This window comes from Phycisphaeraceae bacterium (assembly GCA_015709595.1).
Classification (GTDB): Bacteria; Planctomycetota; Phycisphaerae; order Phycisphaerales; family SM1A02; genus CAADGA01.
This window is the reverse complement of sequence record CP054178.1, coordinates 2,866,519-2,886,916: the sequence shown is the minus strand read 5'-3', so window position 1 is coordinate 2,886,916 and position 20,398 is coordinate 2,866,519. Positions and strand designations below refer to the sequence as shown.

The following is a 20,398-nucleotide window of genomic DNA, read 5'->3' as shown; positions in this document are numbered from 1 at the left end:
AGCCATGCACGTCGCCATTCTCTTCGATGCCGAACGACTGATGCATGAGCGCGCCATGCTCAACCGGCTGTGCATCGCGTTGATCGGCGAAGGCGTGCAGGTGACCCGGATCGTGCCGGACGAGGTCGCTGATGAAGCCCATGAGGATGACGCCGTGGCGCTCGCGGGTCGAGCGGGTTATCCCGGCCGCGCCGTCTGGTGGGCCCACGGCGACCGGGTGCGGAAACTCGCCGACCGCTTCGGCAAGGCGCCGCCCGACGTGCTCCTGGCGCTCGGCGAGGCGACGTGGCGGCTGGCCCGCGACCTGGCCGCGGCCCTGCAGCGCCCGCTCATCGTGGAGACGTGGTCGTGGCGGACCGCCAGACGCCTGTCAGCCCGACTGGCGCCGCCGGCCGGGTTGACGGTCATCACTCCCGCCGACGCGCTCGCGCAGCGAATCCGCAGGCGGCTGAAGTCCATCCCGGTCGAGGTGGTGCCCTGGGGCGTGCCGTTCCCCGACGAGCCGACCTCGGCGCCCGCGCGTCGAGGCGACTCGCTGGCGCTGGCCGTGATCGGCCCGGGCGATTCCACGCGGCCGTATCGCGCGTTCGTGCCCGCCCTGGCTCGTTTCCTTCGCGAGACCACCGACGCGCTGGCGACCTGTGAGCTGGATGGACGTCGATCCCACGACGTCTGGCGTCTGCTGCGTGATCAGCGGCTGCTTGAGCGAGTCTCCATCATCAGCCGCGCCAGCGCTCATCGGACGCTGCTGACCCAATGCGATGCGGTCATCGCCCCGGAAGCGACGGGCATGGTTCGATCGGTCTTCCTGGAGGCGCTGGCCAACGGCGTCCCGGTTATCGCCGCCGAGGACAACTGCCTGGATTTCCTGAAGGGTGGGGAGACGGCGATGGTCATTGCCAAGCCGTCGCAGGAAACCTGGCTTGAGTCATTGCGTCGCCTTGTCACGCAACCAACTGTTATTCAATCACTTACATCGAATGGAAGGCGTCTGGCGGAGCAGCGGCACCGCGTCAGTCGGCAGGCGGAGCAGCTCGCCGGGCTGCTCACGCGGTCCATCACGGGCGACGCGATTCCATTCCGACGGGAACCGGCGTGAAGATGGTCGGGGTGTTCAAGCCAGGTGCAGCGCCACGGCGAGGCGAGGAAACTCATGAAAAAAGTCATCGACGATTCGCGTCCCGGTCGATGGCCCATGTACTTGGATTGCATCTTTCTCCCCTCCGCCCCGTTGCCTGCACACCGTGCTGCAACGGGGTTTTTCGTTCTCTGGCGGGTCCGGAGCATCCGCGTTTGACCGGAACGTGAGAGCGTCGAATCGTTCTCCATGCATCGGTTGACCCGCATCCTGGTGTTGTCGCTTCTCGCCGCGCCGCTGAGCGTGGTTCATGCCGGGGCAGCCGAACCGCCGCCGGGGATCATCCCGGGCACGGCGGGGCGCGACCTGCCCCCGCCGCCAGACCCGGAGCGATCGCTGGTGCTCGCCGTGCTTCCGGATCGGACGACAGGACGAGACTGGGGGCTCCGGTACATCGAGATGGCGGTCGAGGATCTGAACCGAATCCGCCCGGACGCCGTGCTGTCGATTGGCGACATGATCCAGGGGTACACCCGGTCGGTGGAGCAGTGGGACCGGGAAGTCGCGGAGTACCGCGCGATCACCGACCGGCTGACGATGCCGTTCTATCCCCTGGCGGGCAACCATGAAGTGGTGTCCGGCACGCGAAATCGGCAGGACCTGACCTTTCAGGAGCGGTACCAGCAGACGTTCGCGCCGCTCTATTATGCGGTCGAGTTCGACCTGGCGTCGGTGGTCGTTCTCTACAGCGATGATCCCACGTTCGGGAGCGGATTCGGGATCGGCGAGGCGCAGTTGGCCTGGCTGGGAACATGCCTCGAACGTCTGGCGGCCCGCGACAAGCCGATCTTCGTGCTGCTGCATCGACCGCTGTGGCGCAGCCGGGGCTCCGGCTGGGCGGAACGGGTGCATCCGGTGCTGGTGAGGCATCGCGTCCACGCCGTCATCGGCGGCCACTTTCACTCGCTGCAGCGCGACCCCGACTGGGATGGAATCCAGTATCACATCCTCGGCACATGCGGCGGAATGATCGATCAGCTTCCCTTGGCCGGGCAACTGCAGCATCTCAGTTTCATCCGGGTGCGGGTGAACGGCGACGTTTCGATCTACCACCAGCCGGTCGGGACGACCCTGCCTGATGACTTCGTGCTGGGGATTGACCAGGATCGCGTCAATCGGCTGAAGACGGATGACCGGGTCGTTCGCATCCGCGACGCGGCGAACGATCCCTTCCGCGGGCCTGTTGCCGCAACCGTCACCGCGGAGATGTTCAATCCGATCGACGTGCCCGTCGAAATCACCGGGCGTGTGGTGACGGCGAAGCCCGAAGGTGAGTCATGGCTTGCGTCCACCTGGTTGTCGCGGATGGAGCAGGACCGGTTCAACCCATATACCACCGATGCGGAAACGTCGTTTCGAACCACGGGCGCGTTGTCGCGCGTCCGGCTGGAGCCCGGCCAGCGAAAGCATATTGTCATCGACCTGGCCAGCCCGGCGGTGGAGGCCCCCCGCAACCCGCCGGAGTTTGAATTTCGGGCGTTCTTCCGCGATTCCCACGGTCGCGAGACACCCGCTCTCATTCGGCGGCGGCTGCCCCTTCGACGGGTCATCGACTCCGGTAATCCGATGACGGAGTGGCCTTTATGCGCCTGGGATTTCAGCGTTTACGAAACGCTCGAACGAAACCCATCCGTTCGATTCCAGCAAAACGGGAATGGCTTGGTTCTGCATCTGAAGGTGCCGGATGACCGGCTTTCAGGGTTCGAGGCACATCCCAGAGGCGTCATCGAGCGATCCACTGATCCTCCGTCTGACGCGGTCGTGATCCTGATCGGAGAAGGAACCACGCAGCGACGTTTCTACATCGAACCTCAGATGGGGCTGGAGGTGGTCGAGATCCGACCGGAAGCGGCCCAACCCTCGTCAGTTCAGGCAGAATGGGCAAATTGGGAAGGCGATGGTTCCGGTTGGGCCTTGACCATCCGACTCCCGTCCGAGGTGCTCATTCGAGAACCGGGCGGGGAAGCGATTCGTATCAACATCGGTATCGCCGACAACGATGATTCGTACCACACGCAGTGGCGCTGGCTTGCGCCTGTCGGCCTGTCTGCGTGGCTTCGCTGAATCGAGGGGTTTGACTGGGCTTGGCTTGACGGATCAGCCGAAAGATTGTCCAATGTTCCCGGAATGACCGGAAGACGGGGTGTTTTCCGGTTCCGGATTCTCTGGCAGGCGGGGAGAGCCCGGCGTCGGGCTCGGATTCGGCTGCCGCAGTGGCAAGGAAGAACTCATGAAGAATCGTGCGATTCTGACAACTCTGGCGACCGCGGCCTTGGTGGCTGGGGGCTTGACGCTGGTGGGCTGCAAGCGCAGCACTGGCAACTCGGGCGGACAGGGCGTGTCCGAGGCCGAGCAGCCCAAGAACCCGGAAGGTCAGCCCATTACTCCCTCGGGCAGCGGCGCGGCTGGCAACCAGGGCATGCCCATCGACGGGTGAGTCAGGAGCGGTTCCTCTCAAACGCCAACAAAAACCGCCGTCAGGATGAAATCCTGAACGGCGGCGGGTGGATGGCGGTTGAGGCGCCCGTCACGAGACGGTCAGACATCTTCAACTATGAAGAACAGAAAGCGGTGATGCAACCGCTTTCTGTTTACTTTTTGCACTTTCCAATGGCCCACCCGCCAACGGCCTATCCCTGACCCGACATCACCCGACCCACGGTGAAGATGGGGAGCAGCAGGGCGATGGCCACACCGCCCACCACGACGCCCATGATGCAGATCATCAACGGCTCGATGAACGTCGTCGTCTGCTTGACCGCCGTGTCCAGTTCATCCTCGCTGAACGTGGCGATCCGCTCCATGACCTCATCCAGCCGTCCGGCCCGCTCGCCGGCGGCGATCATGGACACTACGTTGCCGGGAATCAGCCCGCTGTCGGCGATGGCCTCGGAAACCTGCTGGCCGTTGCGCACCTGCCTGTCCACCTTGTCCCAGAGCCGGCTCCAGTAGTGGTTGGCGGTCACTCCGCGGCAGATGTCGATGATGTCCAGAAGACTGACTCCCGCCGCCAGCAGGGTGGACATGGTGCGGGCCGCGCGGGTGAGATACAACTGGCCGTAAAGCGTGCGAAGGATGGGCAGATTCAGACGCACCCAGTCAATGGCCTTGCGACCCGACGGACGCCGCAGCCAGATCACCAGAGCGATGGCGAGAACCGCCACCACCGGCCCGTAGAGAGCCACGTGGTGGATCAGCGCGTCACTGATGCCCATCAGGATCTTGGTGGGCAGCGGAAGCGACGCTGATCGCTGCTTGTAGATGGTGGCGAACCGCGGAAGCACCACCGCCACCAGGAAGACGGAGATTCCAAGTCCGATGATCAGCATGAACAGCGGGTAGGAGAGCGCCCCCTTGATCTGCCGCGCCGTGCGGCGTTCCTTGGCCAGGTAATGCCCGATTCGTGACAGCATGGTCGCCATGGTGCCGGACGCCTCGGCGGCCTTGAGCAGACTCACCATGATGCCGGGAAAGACCCGAGGCCACCGTGAAAGCGCCACGCTGAGCGGCTCGCCCGCCTGCACCGCGTTGGTGACGCCCTCGAGCACCTGCCTGAACTCAGGACTGCGCGACTGACGCCTGAAGGCGTCCAGCGCCTCGCCCAGAGGCACGCCGGTCTCGAGCATCACCCCCAGCTGCTGCGCGAACGCGATTACGTCGTCGCGGCGGATGCGCTTGGCTGCCTCGCTGCTGCGAATCGCCTCCACGTCCAGCTGCGGCGCCGTCGTCGAGGTCAGGGCGTGCTCATCCACGCTCAGGACGTACTTGCCCTCGCTCCGCAGACGCGACCCTACCTCGTCCGGCGAGGCGGCGACGAGCGTACCCGTCACCAGTTGACCGGCGGCGTCGCGTGCCCGGTAGCCGAATGTGCGTTGAAGACCCATGCCTCATCCTCGCGCCCGTCAGATGCTCGTGGCGAAGAACACTTCCTCGACCGTGGTCAGCCCCTGCTTGGCCTTCTCCAGGCCGTCCTGGCGCAGGGTGGCGAACCCGGTGCGGGCCAGGAACTCACGAATGGACTGCAGGTTGGCTCCCTGGGCGATCAGGGCGAGCAGATCCTCATCCGGCACCAGCAGTTCGAAGATGCCGATCCGACCCGCGAAGCCGGTGGAGCGGCAACGGCTGCACCCCTGTCCGCGATAGAGCAACTCCACGTGGCGACCGTCGGACTCCAGCCCGTCGCGCAGCACGGGGTCGGGGGTGTACGACTCCTTGCAGTGCGGGCAGATCTTGCGCACCAGTCGCTGGGCCAGCACGCCGCGCAGCACGGCGGCGACCAGGTATGGTTCGACGCCGAGATTCACCAGTCGGGTGACGGCGCTGGGCGCGTCGTTGGTGTGCAGGGTGGTGAGCACCAGGTGCCCGGTCAGGGCCGCCTGGACGACGATGGACGCCGTTTCTTCGTCGCGGATCTCGCCCACCATCAGGATGTCGGGATCCTGCCTGAGCAGGGATCGCAGGGCGTTGGCGAAGTTGAACCCCGCCTTCTCGTTGACCTGAAACTGGTTGATGTTGGGAATGTTGGCCTCGATCGGGTCTTCCACCGTCGAAATGTTGATGTCGTCACGATTCAGTTTCGACAGGGCGGAATACAGCGTGGTGGACTTGCCTGACCCGGTGGGGCCGGTGACCAGCGCCACCCCGTTGGGCTGGCTGACCACGTTGCGCCAGGCGGCGAGCGTGCCCGGCGCGAAGCCGAGCTTGTCCATCGACACCAGCGCGTTGCGGGTGTCGATGATCCGGATCACCACCTTCTCCCCGAACTTGCCCGGCATGGTCGAGACGCGCAGGTCGATGGGGCGGCCGTCCATCATCACGTGGATGTCGCCGTCCTGCGGCATGCGCCGCTCGGAGATGTCGAGATTCGACATGATCTTGATGCGGCTGACGATGGCCGGGTGCATCTGGTAGGGCGGCGCGATCTTCTCGAACAACCGGCCATCCACGCGGTAGCGCACGCGCAGGCGTCGATCATCGGGCTCGACGTGAATGTCCGACGCGCCGTCCTGCACCGCCGAGTAGATGAGGAAGTTGACCAGCTTGACCACCGGGCTGTGGCCGGCGGCCTCCTCCAGGTCCGCCAGCTCGGTCACCTGCTTCTGGATGACGCTGAAGTCCGTCTCGTCGATGTCCTCGTAGATGTCGTCGATGACGAAAACGTTGGCCTCGGGCAGATAGGCGCGGATGGCGGCCTCGATTTCCGCCGCCGTCGCCGCCACGATCTGCACCGCCTGGTGCGTCAGTCGCTCGATCTCGTCGATCAGGTACAGGTTGGCCGGCTCCGACACCGCCACGGTCAGCTCGTTGCGAACCGAAAAGAGCGGCAGGATGCCGTGCTGCTCGATGAACTCGCGCGGCAGCATCTCCACGACCTTGGGATCGGCGATGCGCGCCGGGTCGCTCAGGAACGGCACGCCGTAGCATTCCGCCAGCGCTTCGATCACCTTCTGCTCGGGCAGGAAATTCAACTCGACGATCACCTCGCCCAGCAGCTTCTTGTGCCCCCGCGCCGCCTGGTGCTCCAGCGCCTGCTCCAGCTGCGCGGGCGTCAGCAGCCCGCGCTCCACGAGCAGTTCGCCGAGGCGAATACGAGGCGTCGCCTCCGTGGTCGGCTGTTGTCGCGCGGCGGTCGTCATGCCTGGCTCCTTATCGCAGCGACTTCGCCGCCGATTCGATCGACTGATGCACCTCGAACCGACGATCCAGCCGCGTCACCTCCAGCACCTTGCGGATGGTGGGGTCGGGGTTGACCAGCCGCAGGTGGCCTCGATGCTGCGCCGACTCCTCCCGCAGCCACAGCAGCATCTCCAGCCCCGCCGAGTCGATCATCCGCAGGTGCTCCAGCACCAGCACCACGTTGCGCACGCCCCGTCCCAGCCGCTCCAGGCACGACCGGCGGAACGTGTCCGCCTGATCGGACGTCAGCTCCCCGCTCAACGTCAGCACCGTGGTGGGCCCGTGATCCTCGAAGCTGTACTTCATGCCGCCTCCTCCAGCCGCGCGGGCGAAAGACCCTCCGCCGCCCGGTGCTCCGCCACCAGCCGGTCGTACTCGCTGAAATCCATGTGGATGAACGCCGACACCAGCGAGGGGTCGAACTGCTTGCCCGAGCAGCGCACGATCTCGCTCAGCACCCACGATCGATCCCGCGCCGACCGATACGTCCTCGTCGAGCTCATCGCGTCGAAGCTGTCCGCCAGCGCGATCAGCCGCGCGAACAGCGGAATCGACTCCCCCGCCAGCCCCGACGGGTAGCCCTCGCCGTCCCATCGCTCGTGATGGTGCAGCACCCCCGGCAGCACGTCGCGCAGCTGCGGGATGTCCTTGAGAATCCGGTGCCCGATCTCCGGATGCTGCTTCACCAGCGCGAACTCCTCATCCGTCAGACGCCCCGGCTTGCACAGCACCGACTCCGGCACCCCGATCTTCCCCACGTCATGCACCAGCCCCGCCACGTGCACCCGACGCACCGTCTCCTCGTCCAGACCCACCGCGCTCGCCAGCTGCTGCGACAACTGCGCCACCCGCCTCGAGTGCCCGCACGTGTACCGATCCTTGGCGTCGATCGACGACGTGATCGCCTCCAGCGTCCCCAGGAACATGGCGTCCATGTCCTCGTACAGCGACGCGTTTTCCAGGAAGATGCCCGTGTGCGACGCGGTCGCTCCCAGCAGTTTCATGTCCGACGACGACGCCGCCCGATCATCCCCCTGCTTCCCACCCGCGAGCATCACACCCAGCACATGACCCTCGCGGCAGATCGGATGCGCCAGCACCGGCGAGCCCAGCGCCGCACACCACCCATCCTCCACCTTCTCCCCCGGCTCCAGCACCGACGGGCCATCCATCGACGCCTCCGCCAGCAGACGACCCGTCAGCGACCGCATCGTCTCCAACGACGCCCCAGGCGAACCCGCCACAATCAGCCGTCCACGAAGCGAACCCGGAACCCCCGACCCCCCCACCGACCCCGCCCCCCCCGCTGTCTCGCCTGCTCCGCCCGCGAACCGCACCCCCACCCACCGGTAGGGCAGGGTTTCCAGCAGCCCCTCGCACGAGGACTGCACGAATCGACGGGGCTGCTGCACCACCGTCATCCGCTGGCTGATGGTGTAGAGCAGCGAGAGTTCCTCGTACGACTCCGCCAGTTGCTGCCCCAGCGACTCCACCGTGCGGGTGAGTTCTGCCTGACGAAGCTGCTGGCCGATCACCAGCAGGCCCAGTCGGCATGCCCGGATGGCCTCATCGTCGGATCGTGTCAGGGCGTCCCGGGCCCGGCCTGCCAGCGCCCGGGCGTCGAGCCCCGCCGCGCCGGACAAGGCGAGGAACAGTTCCGAGTTCAGGAAGCTGGTGGTTGGGACGATGGCGAGTCGCCAGCCCACGTGTCGTCGACGTTGGACGATGGGGATGCCCGCGGCCCAGCAGGATGGCGCGATCTCGGCGGGCGGGAGCGATTGGGATCGGGCGTCGCTGCACTGCTGCCTCCTGGACTGGATGATGCGCTGCACGTGCGACCCGATGAGTCGCCTGCCCGACGCCAGCAGCGCCGCGAGCCAGCCGAGATCGGCGGTGGTGGTGGTGGTGGATGGCCTCGTGTCGGAATCGTTCGGGCGTGAGGCGATCAGGGGGTCGAACAGGATCGATCCGCCGTTTGCGTCGGTTGACGCCGACACCACGCCGAGGGCTGCAAGCTGAGCCGCCGTCGTCGTGTCCACGACGTGGCTGTCGCCGCCGAGGTGGAGAGTCGGTCGGGATGGAACGCCGGTTTCTCTCACGCCGCCTCCGCGGATGAGTCGACACCGGATCGGGACTGAAGACAGTGGTCGATCTGGCCCAGGATGGCGCGAGGACTGAAGGGCTTGCTCACCACGTCGCGGATGTTGCCGACGGCCAGATCTTGCTCATCCAGCGCGTACCCCCTGGCTGTCAGGATGATGACGGGAATTGACCGGGTGTCCTGTCGCGACGCCAGTGCCCGACAGAGTTCCAGCCCCGTCATGTAGGGCATCTGGAAGTCGGTGATGATGAGATCGGGCCGGTGCTCGCAGGCAAGTTCGAACCCCTCCTCACCATCGGACGCGACAATCACCTCGAATCCGGCGTTCCGGAGTTTGAGCGACACCACCTGCACGATGTGCGGCTCATCATCAATCACCAGAATGCGTCCACGAGCCATGGTCGCTGCTCCTCTTTACGATCACGCCGCCTTCGCGCCGGCGTAGCGCATGGGGATCGAGAACCAGAACTTCGACCCCATGCCAAGTTTCGACTCCACGCCGATCGAGCCGTGGTGGACCGTCTCCACGATGTGCTTGCAGAGGTTGAGCCCCAGCCCTGTTCCCTTGGCCACGCGCTTGAAATTCTCGATTCGGTAGAACTTCTCGAACAGTCGAGGCAGGGCGTCCGGAGGAATTCCCAGTCCGGTGTCGCTGACGCTGACCACCACGGTGCGAGTGAGGTTGTCCGTATCGGCGGATACCGAGATCCGCCCGCCGTTGGGCGTGTACTTGACGGCGTTGGAGACCAGGTTGAGGACCACCTGATAGAGCATGTCGGGGTCGCCCTCGGCCGTCAGGTCCACCGGCGCCGCTCGCACGGAAATGGAAATGTCCTTCTCCGCCGCCTGGGGAGACAGGGAATCGGCGGCGCGCCGGATCAGCGCGCGGATGTCCACCGGTTCGCGCTCGATCTGCACGATGCCGGCCTCGATGCGGCTGATGTTGAGCATGTTGTCGATCAACCGGCTCAGGCGCTCCGTCTCGTTCTGGATGATGGTGTAGAACTCGCGGCGCGACGCCTCGTCCGCGGCCTCCCCATCCACCAGCATCTCCACATAGGCGCGGATCGACGACAGCGGAGTGCGCAGTTCGTGACTGGCCTTGGATACGAAGTCCGACTTCATCTGCGCGATTTCCCGTTCGCGCGTCAGGTCGTGGAGAATGGTCACCACCGCGCCCGGTTCGCCCTTGCGGTTGGGCAGGCAGGAGACGGTCACCTGGTAGCCCGACGACTGGCCGTTGGATTGAAGATCCATCTCCAGGGTCCGCGGCTCGTCAACCACGCCGGACTCGCGCATCTCTCGGATCAACTGGCAGAGCCGTCGATCGCCGATGACGCGCTCCACGGACACCCGTTCTTCCGATTCGACCTGGCGTCCAAGGATGTCAGCCGCCGCCCGGTTCAGCGTGACGATCTCGTCGAACGCATCGGACACGATGACGCCGTCGCTCAGCGTATGAAGCACGCAGCGGAGTTGATCGCGCTCACCGTCCACGATGCGCTGACGCACGCGCAGATCGTTGAGCATCTCGTCCATGCGCGCCCGGTGCTGGTGAAAGATCTCCAGCGCCGCGTTGAACTCGCGCACCACCGGCGCCATCCAGGCGGAGGAATCCATCCGTGGCGCATCGGGCTTGTCGGCGCACTCCCGGAGCGCGCGGCCAAGCCGGGAAAGGGTCGAGTTGTACAGCAATGAGAGCGTCAACAGCAGCACGCCAGCCGTCAGGAACGCGGCCCCACCGGCGGCGATGGAGGCATGCCCCGCCGGACGACCGTTGAGCCAGCCCATCTGCAGCAGCGCGTAGCACAGCCCGGCCACGCCCAGGCCGATTGCCGCCGCCAGGATGAGAGCAAGCCGTCGCCCCATCGAGGATGCCTCCGTGCCTGTCCGTGGCTGTCAGGGCTGGTGGATTCCCGACTCGGCTGCGAAAGCCGTTCCTTCGAGTCGTTCGAGTCGTTCTCGTGCCTGTCGGTTGCCTGGCTCTGCCCCCAGCGCCCTGACATAGCACTGTCTGGCTTCATCAGCGCGGCCTTGCTCCTCCAGAATCTGCCCCAACAGGACATGAGGCCAGCAGGCGTCCGGCGGGGCGAGTTGAATGCTGTGCTGGAGTGACTGGATGGCTTGGCTGGTGCGTCCTTGACGCCGCTCGAGGATGGCTTTCAGGAGTGGTCCTTCGAATCGTTGGGGGTCGAGGGCGAGGATTCGTGCGGCGGCGAGGGCGAGTCGGCGGTCGTCGCCGACCTCGACGCAGACGTGTCCCAGTTCGACCCAGGCGGTGACGTCGGTGGGTTGGAGTTCCACGAGGGTGAGGTAGAGGGTTCTGGCCTCGGCAGGCCGATCGAGCATGACGAGGCATCGGGCCTCGAGATGAAGCAGGTCCACCCGCCCCCCCCACCCGCCCCCCGATCCGCCCCCGCTGGCGCTGGTGGCGCTGGAGGCGGCGGGCTGGTGGGTGGTGGTTGCGTGTCGGCTGGAGGCGATGGGTTTGTATCGTTGGAGTTCGTGGTGGCAGGTGGCGTAGTCGCCCGCGGCGAAGGCGGCTCGGATGAGTTCTTCGTGGAGCATGGGGTCGTCGGGGTTGATTCGTCTGGCCTGTGAGAACAGGTGGGCGGCGTCGGCGGGTCGGTTCTGGAGGAGGGCGATCTGTCCCAGGAGTTGGCGGAGGGCGGCGTTGTGCTCGAACTGGGCGAGCCGGGGCTGGATGAGGTGGTGGGCCTCGTCGTATCGCTGGGAGGCGATGAGGGCCTCGGCGGAGGCGAGGAGGTACTGGGGGTTGGTGGGTTCCAGGTCGAAGGCGCGTCGGTAGCGTTCGGCGGCGCGGGGGTGGTCGGACCATCGCTGGAGGATGATGCCGGCGTAGTAGTGCGGGTCGGCGCGGGTGGGGTCGGCGTCGGCGGCCTGGTCGAAGAGGGACATGGCCAGTTCGAGGCGGTGGGTTTCGAGGTGGATTCGTCCCTTGAGGACGAGGTAGTCAGGACGCTCGGGGAAGCGTGCGAGGGCGCCGTCGATCAGCCGGATGGCCTTGTCGAACTGTCCGGTGGCGTAGGCCTGGAGGGCCTGGTCGTAGGCCATCTGGGCCTGGATGAGGTCGTATCGTTCGTTGGCCTGGTTGCGGACCTCCTTGTGGTACGGGGTGGAGGCGCAGCCGGTGAGCAGGGGCAGGACGGGCAGCGTCAGGGCGGCGAGGAGCGGCGCGATGGCGTGCGTGGTGCGGGTCGTGGTCTTCATGGGTGGGTTTCCGGATGAGAACGGAATCGTGCGCGGGGCGGATGGTGTTCTGTGAACAGACCGACGCGCCCCGTGGTGAAGGCGCGTCGGCGAAGGGTCTGGTGGTTGAGCGACCGGTGGGTGGTCGTCCGATCATTCCTCGCCGACGTTCTTCCATCGGTCGAAAAAGGAGGCGTCTTCGGTGACGGTGGTCTGAAAACGTCCGTGGGGATCGAAGCGGAAGAACTGAGGCAGGTACCAGCGGGTGACGGGGGCGAAGGTGAAGCCGGTGGAGGTTTCATCGAGCCCTTCGAAGCCGGGGGTGGGGGCGGCGTGGTGGCTGGTGGTGTTGCGGGAGTTGGCGGAGTTGGCGGCGGCGTCGCTGGTCCCGGCGCCCTGAAGGGCGGCGTCGAAGTCGAAGGCGACGTCCTGGGGGTGGAAGTCGGACGAGTTCTCAGCGGGGGCCGTGGTGGCGTCCGAGGGCTGCCCGGCGGCGGGGTCGGAGACGGGCTGGAGCGCGAACTGGGCGGGCGTGGAGGACGCGGCGTTGGTGGAGGGCGGCGCGGCGGACGATTCGTTCTGATTCTGCTGCCCCTTCACGCTGATGGTGACGCGGTTGAGGGCGAGGAGCGGATCGCGATCGAAGGTCGGCGTTGAGTTGGAGCGGGCGTCGCTCTGCCGCTCGGTGTTGCGCTTGAGCACGCGCTCGAGCAGACTGCGCTCGTAGCCCTTCTCGACGTCGCCCGAGAGCCGCTGACGAAGGGCGATCATCTCCGGCTGGTTGGCGTTGAGCCGCAGCGAGTTGCGAATGTGGTAGAGGGCCAGTTCGGTGTCGCCTGCGGCGGCGGCGTCCATGGCGCTCTGGTTGTAGGAGGTGGTCATCTTCTCGCGGCTGAAGGGCAGCAGGCCGTTGCGGGCGCCGATGCGGACGAGCTCGGTCATGGCGAGCATCTGGTGGCCGTTCTCCCACAGCACCTCATCGCGGGCGATGGAGGGGGTGATGAGGAAGATGATTTCGTCGCGCTCGACGTTGTCGTCCTGCCCGCGGAAGGCGGCGCCGAGGATGGGAATGTCGCCCAGCAGCGGCACCTGGCGCCGCGTGATGGTGGTGGACTCCTTGAAGAGACCGCCCAGCACGACGGTCTGGCCGTCGCGCACGCGCACGTTGGTCGTCAGTTCGTTGGTCAGTTCGTCGGGGATGGTCACCTGCGTGCTGTTGGCCTGGGTGACGGTGCGCAGCGAGGCCTCGGAGACGCTGGGCTTCAGTTCGAGCCGGATCATCCCGTCCTTCGAGATGAAGGGACGGAAGACCAGCTGGATGCCGGTGTCGAGAAACTCGACTGATTGCGTGGTCGTAGTCTCGGTGGCGGTGGTGGACAGGTAGCCGATGCGGGCGCCCACGAGCACTTCCGCACGCTGCCGGTTCAGGGCCATGATCTTGGGCCGCGCCAGGATGGTGCTGTCGGTCACTTCGTCCAGCACGCGCAGGAAGACGCTGATGTCATTGCTGATGATGCCGACCTTGAGTCCGCCGGGTCCGCCGGTGTTGCCGACGCTGGTGCCCACGGCGTGGGCCTTGTTGTCGGCGGGCTGGAATCCGCTCACCGGGTTGCGGCCGTTGAACAGGTTGTCCACGGCCCGCAGCGGCGCGGAGATGTTGGTGAAGTCCATGTTGCCGATGATGTTGAAGTCGATGCCGAAGGCATTGGCCTCATCCACCGCGGCCTGGAGAATGGTCGCCTCCACCATCACCTGGTCCGGGGCCGTGTCCAGTTCGCCCAGCAGGGCCGCGATGGCGTCAAGATTCTCGGGATAGTCATTGACGACGATCTTGACGTTGTAGGCGTAGCTGTCGCCGCCCCCGTCGTCGGATGTGGGCTTGAAGCCCGCCTTCACGTCGCCCCGGGCGCTGGCCTTGCCCTTGTCGCTGAGCAGCGGCGTGATGAACTCGATGCCGTCGCGGGCGGAGAGGTAGTTGAGCTCGAAGGTGCGGCTGGTGGTCTTGCGGTTGGCTTCCTGAATGCGGTTGTATTCATCCTGCGTGTACACGTAGATGAAGTTGCCCTTCTCCTCCCAGGTGAAGCCGTTGACCTTGAGGATGGCGTCCAGCGCCTCGTGGAACGTCACGTCGTACAGGTTGGCCGTCACCGTGGCCGAGACGTTCTTGCTCGAGATGATGTTCTTGCGGCTCTGGATGGAGAGCATCTGCAGAACCTGGGCCAGGTCGGCGTCCTGCACGGACAGATCGACGGTGTCGAAGTCGGTGACGTTGACATCCTGCTTGGCCGGATCCTGCTGACCCCCCTGCTGCCCGAATGCCGGGTCGGCAAGCCCGACCGACAGGGCGCAGACGGAAGTCAGGGGCAGGAGAAAACGCCGCGTCAGACCGTGGTTCATCGAAAGCATGTCGAGTCGCTCCTCGGGTCCTGGATCATCGGGGTCGGGACGGGGTCCGGTCCGCCGCCGCTGAGAGGCGCAGTTCCACCCGGATGCCCTCGCACTCCAGCACTGCCGAGCGGTCGCCCACCTCGATCAGCGTGAAGTCGAATCCCGGATGCTTCGGGCTGGAAACGCTGTCTCCGACCCGGAGGGTGCGCCCATCAATCACGGCGAGCGAAGCTCCTTTCATGACCGCCTCCAGCGTGAGGTTCCTCGCGGCGGCCTCGATCCGCCCGACTCGAAGCGCCTCATCGCGCGCCTCATCATCGGCCGGGGATGAACCCGACTTGCCCTCATCCCTTGCCTCTTTCGCCGGGGGAGTCGGTCTGGGGAAGTGCTGCGGGTTGATCCGGAAGGGGTCGCGCGTCATCTCGGACGCAAGCGCCACCTCACGCGGCGGCGCGGGGGGATTCTCGGACGACGCTGACCCGCCTCGGGGCGTCTCCGCCGGCTTCTGGGTCAGTCGCTCCCCGCTTCCCGCCACGGCGCGACGGGGCGGGCTGGACACGATGATCACCCGTCCCCACAACAGCAGCCCCACCAGCACCATGGCGACCAGAATGCCGAATCGCCGGCGGTCGGCGGTCAATCGGATCCAGATTCGCTGCAACGACTGGGGCATGTTCAGGGCTCCACGAAGGCAACCAGGCGCCTGACGCGGCCTTCCGCCTTACGACGCCTGGCCGGCGGGCTCGAAGATCACGTCCAGCAGGATGGTCGCCTTGACGACGTGCTCGGAGTCCGCGAGCCGTTCGACGCGCACCGAGGCGATGCGAATCAGCCGCGGCATCGATTCGACGCTGCGCAGCAGGTCGTGAACCACGTCATACGTCGCCACCATGTCAATGGTGAGCGGCAACGATGAAAGCGAGCCGTCGTCCACGCGCGGCACGGGCGTCGGCGTTCGACCGGCGTTGAACGTCTGGTCCAGCACCTGGACGCCGTCGATCGGCCTGTTGAGCGCTCGGATGATCGAGGCCACGTCGGCGCTGGCGGGGATGGTCCTGGCGCTCGACTCGAACGCCTGACGCTCCCGTGCGAGCCGCTCCTGCATCTCACGAAGACCGGCGGCGCTCTCACTTCCCGTGGCGAGCCGCTGCCGCACGGAGCGAATGGTGCCCGCGGCGTCGCGAGCCGCCCGGTACTGCGGCGCCGCCAGCACCACCGCGCCCAGCGCGAACGCGCCGAGCATGACGGCGGCGGAAAGCAGAAACTTCCGGTCAATCCACATGGGTCACCTTCCGCTGCGACCAGGACGGATCGACCTCGCGAAGCGCCCACGCCGCATCGAAGTCGATCGTGAAGCTGAGACGGAACTCCCGCGCCGGCACGCCGTGAACCTGCCGCTGCCGGCTGTAGTCGAGCGAAACATCCGCGAACGGCTCGCGCCCGTCCAGATTCGAGACAAAGCGCGTGATGTCCAGGTCGTCGCGCGCGAAGCCCGCCACCTCGGCCACCAGGACGCGCGGACCCGGATCCGTGCCGCCTTTCGACGGGGTCGAGCGCTGCCGCCTGACCTGCTCGGCGTTCACATCAAGCCGGTCGATCGTCATCGAGTCGGGCATGGCGCCGACAAGCTCGGCGATGATGCGGCTGATGGGCAATGGAGTCTCGACCCGGCGCTGTCGATCCTCGAGCCGCCGCAGCCGCTCCAGTTCGGACTGCAGGCGGTCGGCCTCGCGCTCATTCTGCTCCAGCACCTTGACTTCGTGACGCAGCAGACGCAGTTCCGACTCGGCGGCGCCGCGCACCATTTTTGCGTGGGTGGAGAGAAGGACCAGCGCCGTCACGGTCAGCGTGGCCATGGTCACGTTCCGGCTGGCGCTGGCCCGGGCCTGCGTCTTGATGCGCATGACCTCGGGAAGCAGGTCGATCTCGTGCTGCCTCATGCCGCGGCCCTCCGTTCCGACGTTGAGCCGGCTGCGACCGTCGCGGCGCGCCACCCGCGCAACGACAGGCCGGCGGCGGCGAGCCAGCCATGCGCCGGTCCCCACTCGTCAGAGTGACCGATCCCCTCGAGCATGGGCTGAACGGGCGAAAGCGGATCTTCAAACGCCACCGGCATCTTGGTGGAGGCCGCGAGCATGGCGTCCAGTCGCGGCTCCAGCCCATCCGCTCCGGCCAGGACGATGCGCTCAGGCGGACGCCCACGGAACGTGACGCCGTGGTACCGCAGGCAAAGCCCGACTTCCCGAATGAGACGATCGAGCAGGGCGCGGACCGATTCGAAGATCGCCCGCTCCTTGTCATCAGGTTCTCCAGCCGGATGACCAGACTGAATCGACCTCGCCCGTTCGAGCAGACGACGCTGCCTCAGTTGTCGGCTCAGCGGCAGGTCCAGACCGAGCCGCTCGGCCACCGCCTTGTCCAGGTCGGCGCCGCCGACCTCGATCGGCTTGCACATGGCGACCTGATCCCCCCGCAGGACCATGAATGACGAGCCGGAGCCGCCGATCTCCAGGATGGCCCGGACATGCTGCTGATCCGCGTCCCGCCGGCAGCGCAGCGAATGAGTCCGAACGATGGCGCACACCGGCAGTTCGACCGCGACGGGACGCAATCCCGCCTCGATCAGGGAGTCGAGGCGCTGCTGAAGACGCTCGCGCGGCGCGGCGATCACCAGCACCTCGTCGCGGGATTCGGCGCCGCGCTGCACCTCGCCCAGACGGATGTAGTCCACCTCCAACTCGTCCCGCCCCCGATTGAATCGCTCCGCCGCCTCCCAGAGCACGGCCTGCTTCATTTCCGCGTCCTTGAGCCGGGGCATCCGGACCGATTGAATCAGGGTTTCGCTCCGGGGCACGCCGACCACACAGCGGCGCCCGACGAAGCGATGTTCGCCCAGAAGGTGACGGAACGCCTCCGACGTGGGGACGCCTTCCCCCTCGGGCTCCATGCGGGCGCGATCCACCACCTGCCAGCACCCGCGGCGATGGCGCATCTGCAGCAGCCGGACCCCGCCGGATCCGAAGTCAATGCCGATGTGGCCCACGGATGACAGGAACCTGGATCCCAGCACGCCTCCATCCCTCCGGCCGAACGCCATGGGCCCGCCTCGACCCACGACGAGCAGCTTGTTATTCCAGCGCCAACTCCCGCACGCTCATCTTGCCCGTGAACGGCGCGATGAGAATCTCATAGCGGGCGTTGGGCGAACGCACGATGATCGATCCTCCCGTGCCAGGCGCGTTGCCGTCCGTCACCGTGCCGCCCAACTCGTCGAACGAGATGAATCGCTCCTCGCCGTCGATGGCGACCGACTCGATCGTGACGCCCCGGAGGCGCTCATCCAGGTCGAACCGCACGACGTAGGCGCCGGTCCGGGAGAGCGGGTCGTAGATCGCATCCGACTCCGGGTCGAACGGCGAACGCAGCAGCACGTATCCGTTGCCGTCCTCGAAGAAGAAGACGCGGCGGTACTCCTGCTGCGCCAGGGCGTCAGACTGGGCGAAGGCCAGATCGCCGATGATCATGCGGACCGCCGCCTGAATGCGGAGCGTGTCCGTCTGGCTCATCGACGGGATCAGGATCGCTCCCGCCAGCCCCAGCACGGCGATGACCAGCAGCAACTCGATGAGGGTGTATCCGCGTCGGCTCGGACGCGCGATGACACCGTGACGGCGAGGCGACATCAAAGAACCTCCGACTTCACGACCCCGACTTGGCGGGCTCGGGAAGGTTGGTGACCTCCACCTTGAACTTGGCTTCCTTCAACTGCTTGTTGGTCTTCTCCAGCTCGGCGGTCAGCCGCTTCAGCGCGTCGATGATCTCCTGGCGCTGCTTGGCGGCGTTGGGGATGCCGAGCGTGCCGCCGGCGTCATCCTGCGCCGCGGCGCTGGTCGCCAGCAGCGGGCGTTCAGCCACGCGGACCCAGAGGTGGCCGGCCAGCACCACGACCAGAGCCGTGAGAACGATGTTCAGAAATCGGACGCGCTTCACTGGCGATCTCCTTGGATCAGGATTCCGACGGCAGCCGAACGACCACCGACGCCCGTTCAGCCCAATCGGCGCTTTCGGAGGCCCATATCAGTTCGATTCGCATGGCGCCGTATCCCCCGTCATCGGATCGGATGATCTCGATGCTCAGGTCCGATACACCGTCCGCCAGAATCACGGACGCCACGCGCGGATCGGACCGCCAGAGGTCACCGAACCGGGGCGACTGGACCATGGTCGAGCCGTCCCCCGCCATCATGGCGCCGGGCCGCTCCGTCGCCGCGACCGGCGATGCGGGGCGGCCGGGGTCGAGCATGAACAGGCGAATGGAGCGCAAGGCCCGGCTGTGGCTGACCAGCGCCACCTCGTCCGCATCGACGCACCCCGGATTCCGGTCATCGTGCATCCAGAGCACCACGTCCACGTACGGGGTTTCGGCACGTGGATGCACGGCGAGGACGGCCCGGCTTCGATTGATGCTGGCGGCGACCGCGTCGAGCATCATCGCCAGCGCGGCGCGGCGCGCGGACCGCTCCTGACGCACGGAATCGGACGCCTCCACCAGTCCCGGCCCCGCCATGTACCCGACGGTTCCCGTGCCACCCAGGAGACAGAGCATCGCCAAGGTCTGCCGAACCGCCATGGCTCGCCTGGACCGGAATCGCCGCCGTCGTTGAGCTCGACCCGCCCGCGTGGGCGAATCCTGATCGGCCTGTCGCTCATCGGTGATGCGCATGATCGCTGACTCCGGAGCAAAAGAGAACGCCGCGGTGTCTCCACCGCGGCGTCTTGGTCATGCCAGTCGCTTGCCGCCGGGATTACCAGGGCAGCGGGTCGCCGTCGCCGTTGCCATCGCCATCGAAGTCGATGTCATCGGGATTGCGGGCCTGGATGTTGCCTTCGGCGGCATCCCAGTGCCAGTCGTCCCCCATGTCGCCGACGGCGCTGCCGCCGGTGATGGGATTGACGGGCGCGGCCTGGAGGTAATCGCCGTCCACGAGATCATCCCAGTCCGCCGAGAGGTCGGGGAGGACGCCGTTGTTCTTGACGCGGTAGAGCTCGATCTGGCTGCGGATGGTCTGCAGCATGCTCTTGACGCTGGACATCGTCGCTTCCTGCGACGCGTCGGTGAACTGCGGGATGACGATCGCGGCGAGGATGCCGAGAATCACGACCACGATGAGGATTTCGACCAGGGTGAATGCGCGCTTCGCGCGGCTCCGAACACGTGCCATCATGTTGCGTACTCCTTGGAACCTGCAGGGTTCATGTACGGGGGCGGACTCGTGTCCGGACACCCCTCCGGTTTCCTCGGTGCGGAACCAACGCCAGTCCCGTCACCACCGAATCGACCCGTCGGCCTCTCGACCGATCGCGTCCTGGCCGACCCGTGCGCCTCGGCGCATGGACCGGACTTCATCAACTCACGATTCGTATCGACCGTCGGCAAGTGCCGGTGCAGCCGAGACATCGAACATCGCCGCCCGCAGGCGTCGAACACGTCACGGCTTACCCAGGCCGCATGGTCCGACCCTCCGTCGTTTCAGGCCGCCAGACGGCTCTGCAGGCGAATGCCCAGCTGCCACCCGTTCTCCAGCGGTACGCACCGGGCGATCACGCCGCATCGTCCGGGTTTCCCGCGTTCGGCGAACCCCACCGTCACCGGCTGCCCGGAAGGCATCGGTCGCCGCGACCATCCGCCCAGCCCGTGGTCACCGGCGTCCGTCAGTCGCAGCGTCGTCATCTCGCCGAGCCGTTCTCCGGCGATCACCATGACCTCCGCCTCGCCTTCGATCGACCACCGTCCGGATTGACGACGCTCGTTCGACGCGGTGAACACCTGGTGATGCGACATGGCTCACTCCCTTCTTGACGCTTCTTCCGGCATGTCCCAGAAC

20 protein-coding genes are annotated in these 20,398 nt (G+C 66.4%); 3 read left to right on the top strand and 17 right to left on the bottom strand.

The features are described from left to right. Window positions 1-4 precede the first annotated feature (4 nt). The 3 genes from HRU76_12230 (at window position 5) to HRU76_12220 (ending at window position 3,575) form a co-directional block, all read left to right on the top strand. Window positions 5-1,099, top strand: coding sequence for a glycosyltransferase family 4 protein (locus HRU76_12230; GenBank protein ID QOJ18307.1), 1,095 nt, complete (start codon window positions 5-7; stop codon window positions 1,097-1,099). Window positions 1,100-1,327: 228 nt separating this feature from the next. Next, window positions 1,328-3,202, top strand: a complete 1,875-nt coding sequence (locus tag HRU76_12225; GenBank protein QOJ18306.1) for a metallophosphoesterase — start codon at window positions 1,328-1,330, stop codon at window positions 3,200-3,202. Between the two features lie 166 nt (window positions 3,203-3,368). After that, window positions 3,369-3,575, top strand: a complete 207-nt coding sequence (locus tag HRU76_12220; GenBank protein QOJ18305.1) for a hypothetical protein — start codon at window positions 3,369-3,371, stop codon at window positions 3,573-3,575. 193 nt (window positions 3,576-3,768) lie between these two features. Here the strand turns inward: HRU76_12220 and HRU76_12215 are convergent, their stop codons facing one another. From HRU76_12215 to HRU76_12135, 17 genes are all read right to left on the bottom strand, one after another. Next, a complete protein-coding gene (locus HRU76_12215) occupies window positions 3,769-5,022 on the bottom strand; it encodes a type II secretion system F family protein (protein QOJ18304.1) in 1,254 nt (417 codons plus the stop codon). 18 nt (window positions 5,023-5,040) lie between these two features. Beyond that, a complete protein-coding gene (gene tadA / locus HRU76_12210) occupies window positions 5,041-6,774 on the bottom strand; it encodes a Flp pilus assembly complex ATPase component TadA (GenBank protein ID QOJ18303.1) in 1,734 nt (577 codons plus the stop codon). 10 nt (window positions 6,775-6,784) lie between these two features. Next, on the bottom strand, window positions 6,785-7,120 hold the full coding sequence (locus HRU76_12205; protein QOJ18302.1) for an STAS domain-containing protein: 336 nt from the start codon (window positions 7,118-7,120) through the stop codon (window positions 6,785-6,787). Then, on the bottom strand, window positions 7,117-8,853 hold the full coding sequence (locus tag HRU76_12200) for an HD-GYP domain-containing protein (protein ID QOJ18301.1): 1,737 nt from the start codon (window positions 8,851-8,853) through the stop codon (window positions 7,117-7,119). The genes HRU76_12205 and HRU76_12200 overlap by 4 nt, the downstream gene beginning before the upstream one ends. 56 nt (window positions 8,854-8,909) lie before the next feature. Next, entirely contained in the window at window positions 8,910-9,314 is a 405-nt protein-coding gene (locus HRU76_12195; GenBank protein QOJ18300.1) for a response regulator, read from the bottom strand. 21 nt (window positions 9,315-9,335) lie between these two features. Beyond that, window positions 9,336-10,784: a PAS domain-containing protein gene (locus tag HRU76_12190; protein ID QOJ18299.1), complete on the bottom strand. Its 1,449-nt coding sequence runs from the start codon at window positions 10,782-10,784 to the stop codon at window positions 9,336-9,338. Between the two features lie 30 nt (window positions 10,785-10,814). Then, window positions 10,815-12,146, bottom strand: coding sequence for a tetratricopeptide repeat protein (locus tag HRU76_12185; GenBank protein QOJ18298.1), 1,332 nt, complete (start codon window positions 12,144-12,146; stop codon window positions 10,815-10,817). A gap of 132 nt (window positions 12,147-12,278) precedes the next feature. Continuing rightward, complete coding sequence (locus HRU76_12180; protein QOJ18297.1) at window positions 12,279-14,531, bottom strand: hypothetical protein; 2,253 nt, start codon at window positions 14,529-14,531, stop codon at window positions 12,279-12,281. Window positions 14,532-14,556: 25 nt separating this feature from the next. Next, window positions 14,557-15,186 carry a hypothetical protein gene (locus tag HRU76_12175; GenBank protein ID QOJ18296.1) on the bottom strand — a complete coding sequence of 210 codons (630 nt, stop codon included), beginning with the start codon at window positions 15,184-15,186 and terminating at the stop codon, window positions 14,557-14,559. 48 nt (window positions 15,187-15,234) lie between these two features. Next, window positions 15,235-15,795: a type 4a pilus biogenesis protein PilO gene (gene pilO / locus HRU76_12170; GenBank protein ID QOJ18295.1), complete on the bottom strand. Its 561-nt coding sequence runs from the start codon at window positions 15,793-15,795 to the stop codon at window positions 15,235-15,237. Beyond that, the gene (locus tag HRU76_12165; GenBank protein QOJ18294.1) at window positions 15,785-16,453 is read right to left on the bottom strand and encodes a PilN domain-containing protein; all 669 of its coding nucleotides are present in this window, start codon (window positions 16,451-16,453) and stop codon (window positions 15,785-15,787) included. The genes pilO and HRU76_12165 overlap by 11 nt, the downstream gene beginning before the upstream one ends. After that, the gene (gene pilM / locus HRU76_12160) at window positions 16,450-17,583 is read right to left on the bottom strand and encodes a pilus assembly protein PilM (protein QOJ18293.1); all 1,134 of its coding nucleotides are present in this window, start codon (window positions 17,581-17,583) and stop codon (window positions 16,450-16,452) included. Before pilM ends, HRU76_12165 begins: the two co-directional genes overlap by 4 nt. 58 nt (window positions 17,584-17,641) lie before the next feature. Continuing rightward, window positions 17,642-18,196, bottom strand: a complete 555-nt coding sequence (locus HRU76_12155) for a prepilin-type N-terminal cleavage/methylation domain-containing protein (GenBank protein QOJ18292.1) — start codon at window positions 18,194-18,196, stop codon at window positions 17,642-17,644. Between the two features lie 16 nt (window positions 18,197-18,212). Then, window positions 18,213-18,503 carry a hypothetical protein gene (locus tag HRU76_12150; protein ID QOJ18291.1) on the bottom strand — a complete coding sequence of 97 codons (291 nt, stop codon included), beginning with the start codon at window positions 18,501-18,503 and terminating at the stop codon, window positions 18,213-18,215. A gap of 16 nt (window positions 18,504-18,519) precedes the next feature. Next, a complete protein-coding gene (locus HRU76_12145) occupies window positions 18,520-19,236 on the bottom strand; it encodes a hypothetical protein (GenBank protein QOJ18290.1) in 717 nt (238 codons plus the stop codon). Between the two features lie 82 nt (window positions 19,237-19,318). Then, window positions 19,319-19,738, bottom strand: coding sequence for a type II secretion system protein (locus HRU76_12140; protein ID QOJ18289.1), 420 nt, complete (start codon window positions 19,736-19,738; stop codon window positions 19,319-19,321). A gap of 305 nt (window positions 19,739-20,043) precedes the next feature. Beyond that, window positions 20,044-20,355: a hypothetical protein gene (locus tag HRU76_12135; protein ID QOJ18288.1), complete on the bottom strand. Its 312-nt coding sequence runs from the start codon at window positions 20,353-20,355 to the stop codon at window positions 20,044-20,046. Window positions 20,356-20,398: the final 43 nt, after the last annotated feature.

What these genes read in the sequence shown, in the direction of transcription:
- HRU76_12195 (QOJ18300.1), bottom strand. Translation starts at nt 9,314, where the DNA reads ATGGCTCGTGGACGCATTCTGGTGATTGATGATGAGCCGCACATCGTG.
- HRU76_12215 (QOJ18304.1), bottom strand. Translation starts at nt 5,022, where the DNA reads ATGGGTCTTCAACGCACATTCGGCTACCGGGCACGCGACGCCGCCGGT.
- HRU76_12180 (QOJ18297.1), bottom strand. Translation starts at nt 14,531, where the DNA reads ATGCTTTCGATGAACCACGGTCTGACGCGGCGTTTTCTCCTGCCCCTG.
- tadA (QOJ18303.1), bottom strand. Translation starts at nt 6,774, where the DNA reads ATGACGACCGCCGCGCGACAACAGCCGACCACGGAGGCGACGCCTCGT.
- HRU76_12185 (QOJ18298.1), bottom strand. Translation starts at nt 12,146, where the DNA reads ATGAAGACCACGACCCGCACCACGCACGCCATCGCGCCGCTCCTCGCC.
- HRU76_12155 (QOJ18292.1), bottom strand. Translation starts at nt 18,196, where the DNA reads ATGTCGCCTCGCCGTCACGGTGTCATCGCGCGTCCGAGCCGACGCGGA.
- HRU76_12205 (QOJ18302.1), bottom strand. Translation starts at nt 7,120, where the DNA reads ATGAAGTACAGCTTCGAGGATCACGGGCCCACCACGGTGCTGACGTTG.
- HRU76_12135 (QOJ18288.1), bottom strand. Translation starts at nt 20,355, where the DNA reads ATGTCGCATCACCAGGTGTTCACCGCGTCGAACGAGCGTCGTCAATCC.
- pilO (QOJ18295.1), bottom strand. Translation starts at nt 15,795, where the DNA reads ATGTGGATTGACCGGAAGTTTCTGCTTTCCGCCGCCGTCATGCTCGGC.
- HRU76_12190 (QOJ18299.1), bottom strand. Translation starts at nt 10,784, where the DNA reads ATGGGGCGACGGCTTGCTCTCATCCTGGCGGCGGCAATCGGCCTGGGC.
- HRU76_12230 (QOJ18307.1), top strand. Translation starts at nt 5, where the DNA reads ATGCACGTCGCCATTCTCTTCGATGCCGAACGACTGATGCATGAGCGC.
- HRU76_12145 (QOJ18290.1), bottom strand. Translation starts at nt 19,236, where the DNA reads ATGCGCATCACCGATGAGCGACAGGCCGATCAGGATTCGCCCACGCGG.
- HRU76_12140 (QOJ18289.1), bottom strand. Translation starts at nt 19,738, where the DNA reads ATGATGGCACGTGTTCGGAGCCGCGCGAAGCGCGCATTCACCCTGGTC.
- HRU76_12165 (QOJ18294.1), bottom strand. Translation starts at nt 16,453, where the DNA reads ATGAGGCAGCACGAGATCGACCTGCTTCCCGAGGTCATGCGCATCAAG.
- HRU76_12175 (QOJ18296.1), bottom strand. Translation starts at nt 15,186, where the DNA reads ATGCCCCAGTCGTTGCAGCGAATCTGGATCCGATTGACCGCCGACCGC.
- HRU76_12225 (QOJ18306.1), top strand. Translation starts at nt 1,328, where the DNA reads ATGCATCGGTTGACCCGCATCCTGGTGTTGTCGCTTCTCGCCGCGCCG.
- HRU76_12220 (QOJ18305.1), top strand. Translation starts at nt 3,369, where the DNA reads ATGAAGAATCGTGCGATTCTGACAACTCTGGCGACCGCGGCCTTGGTG.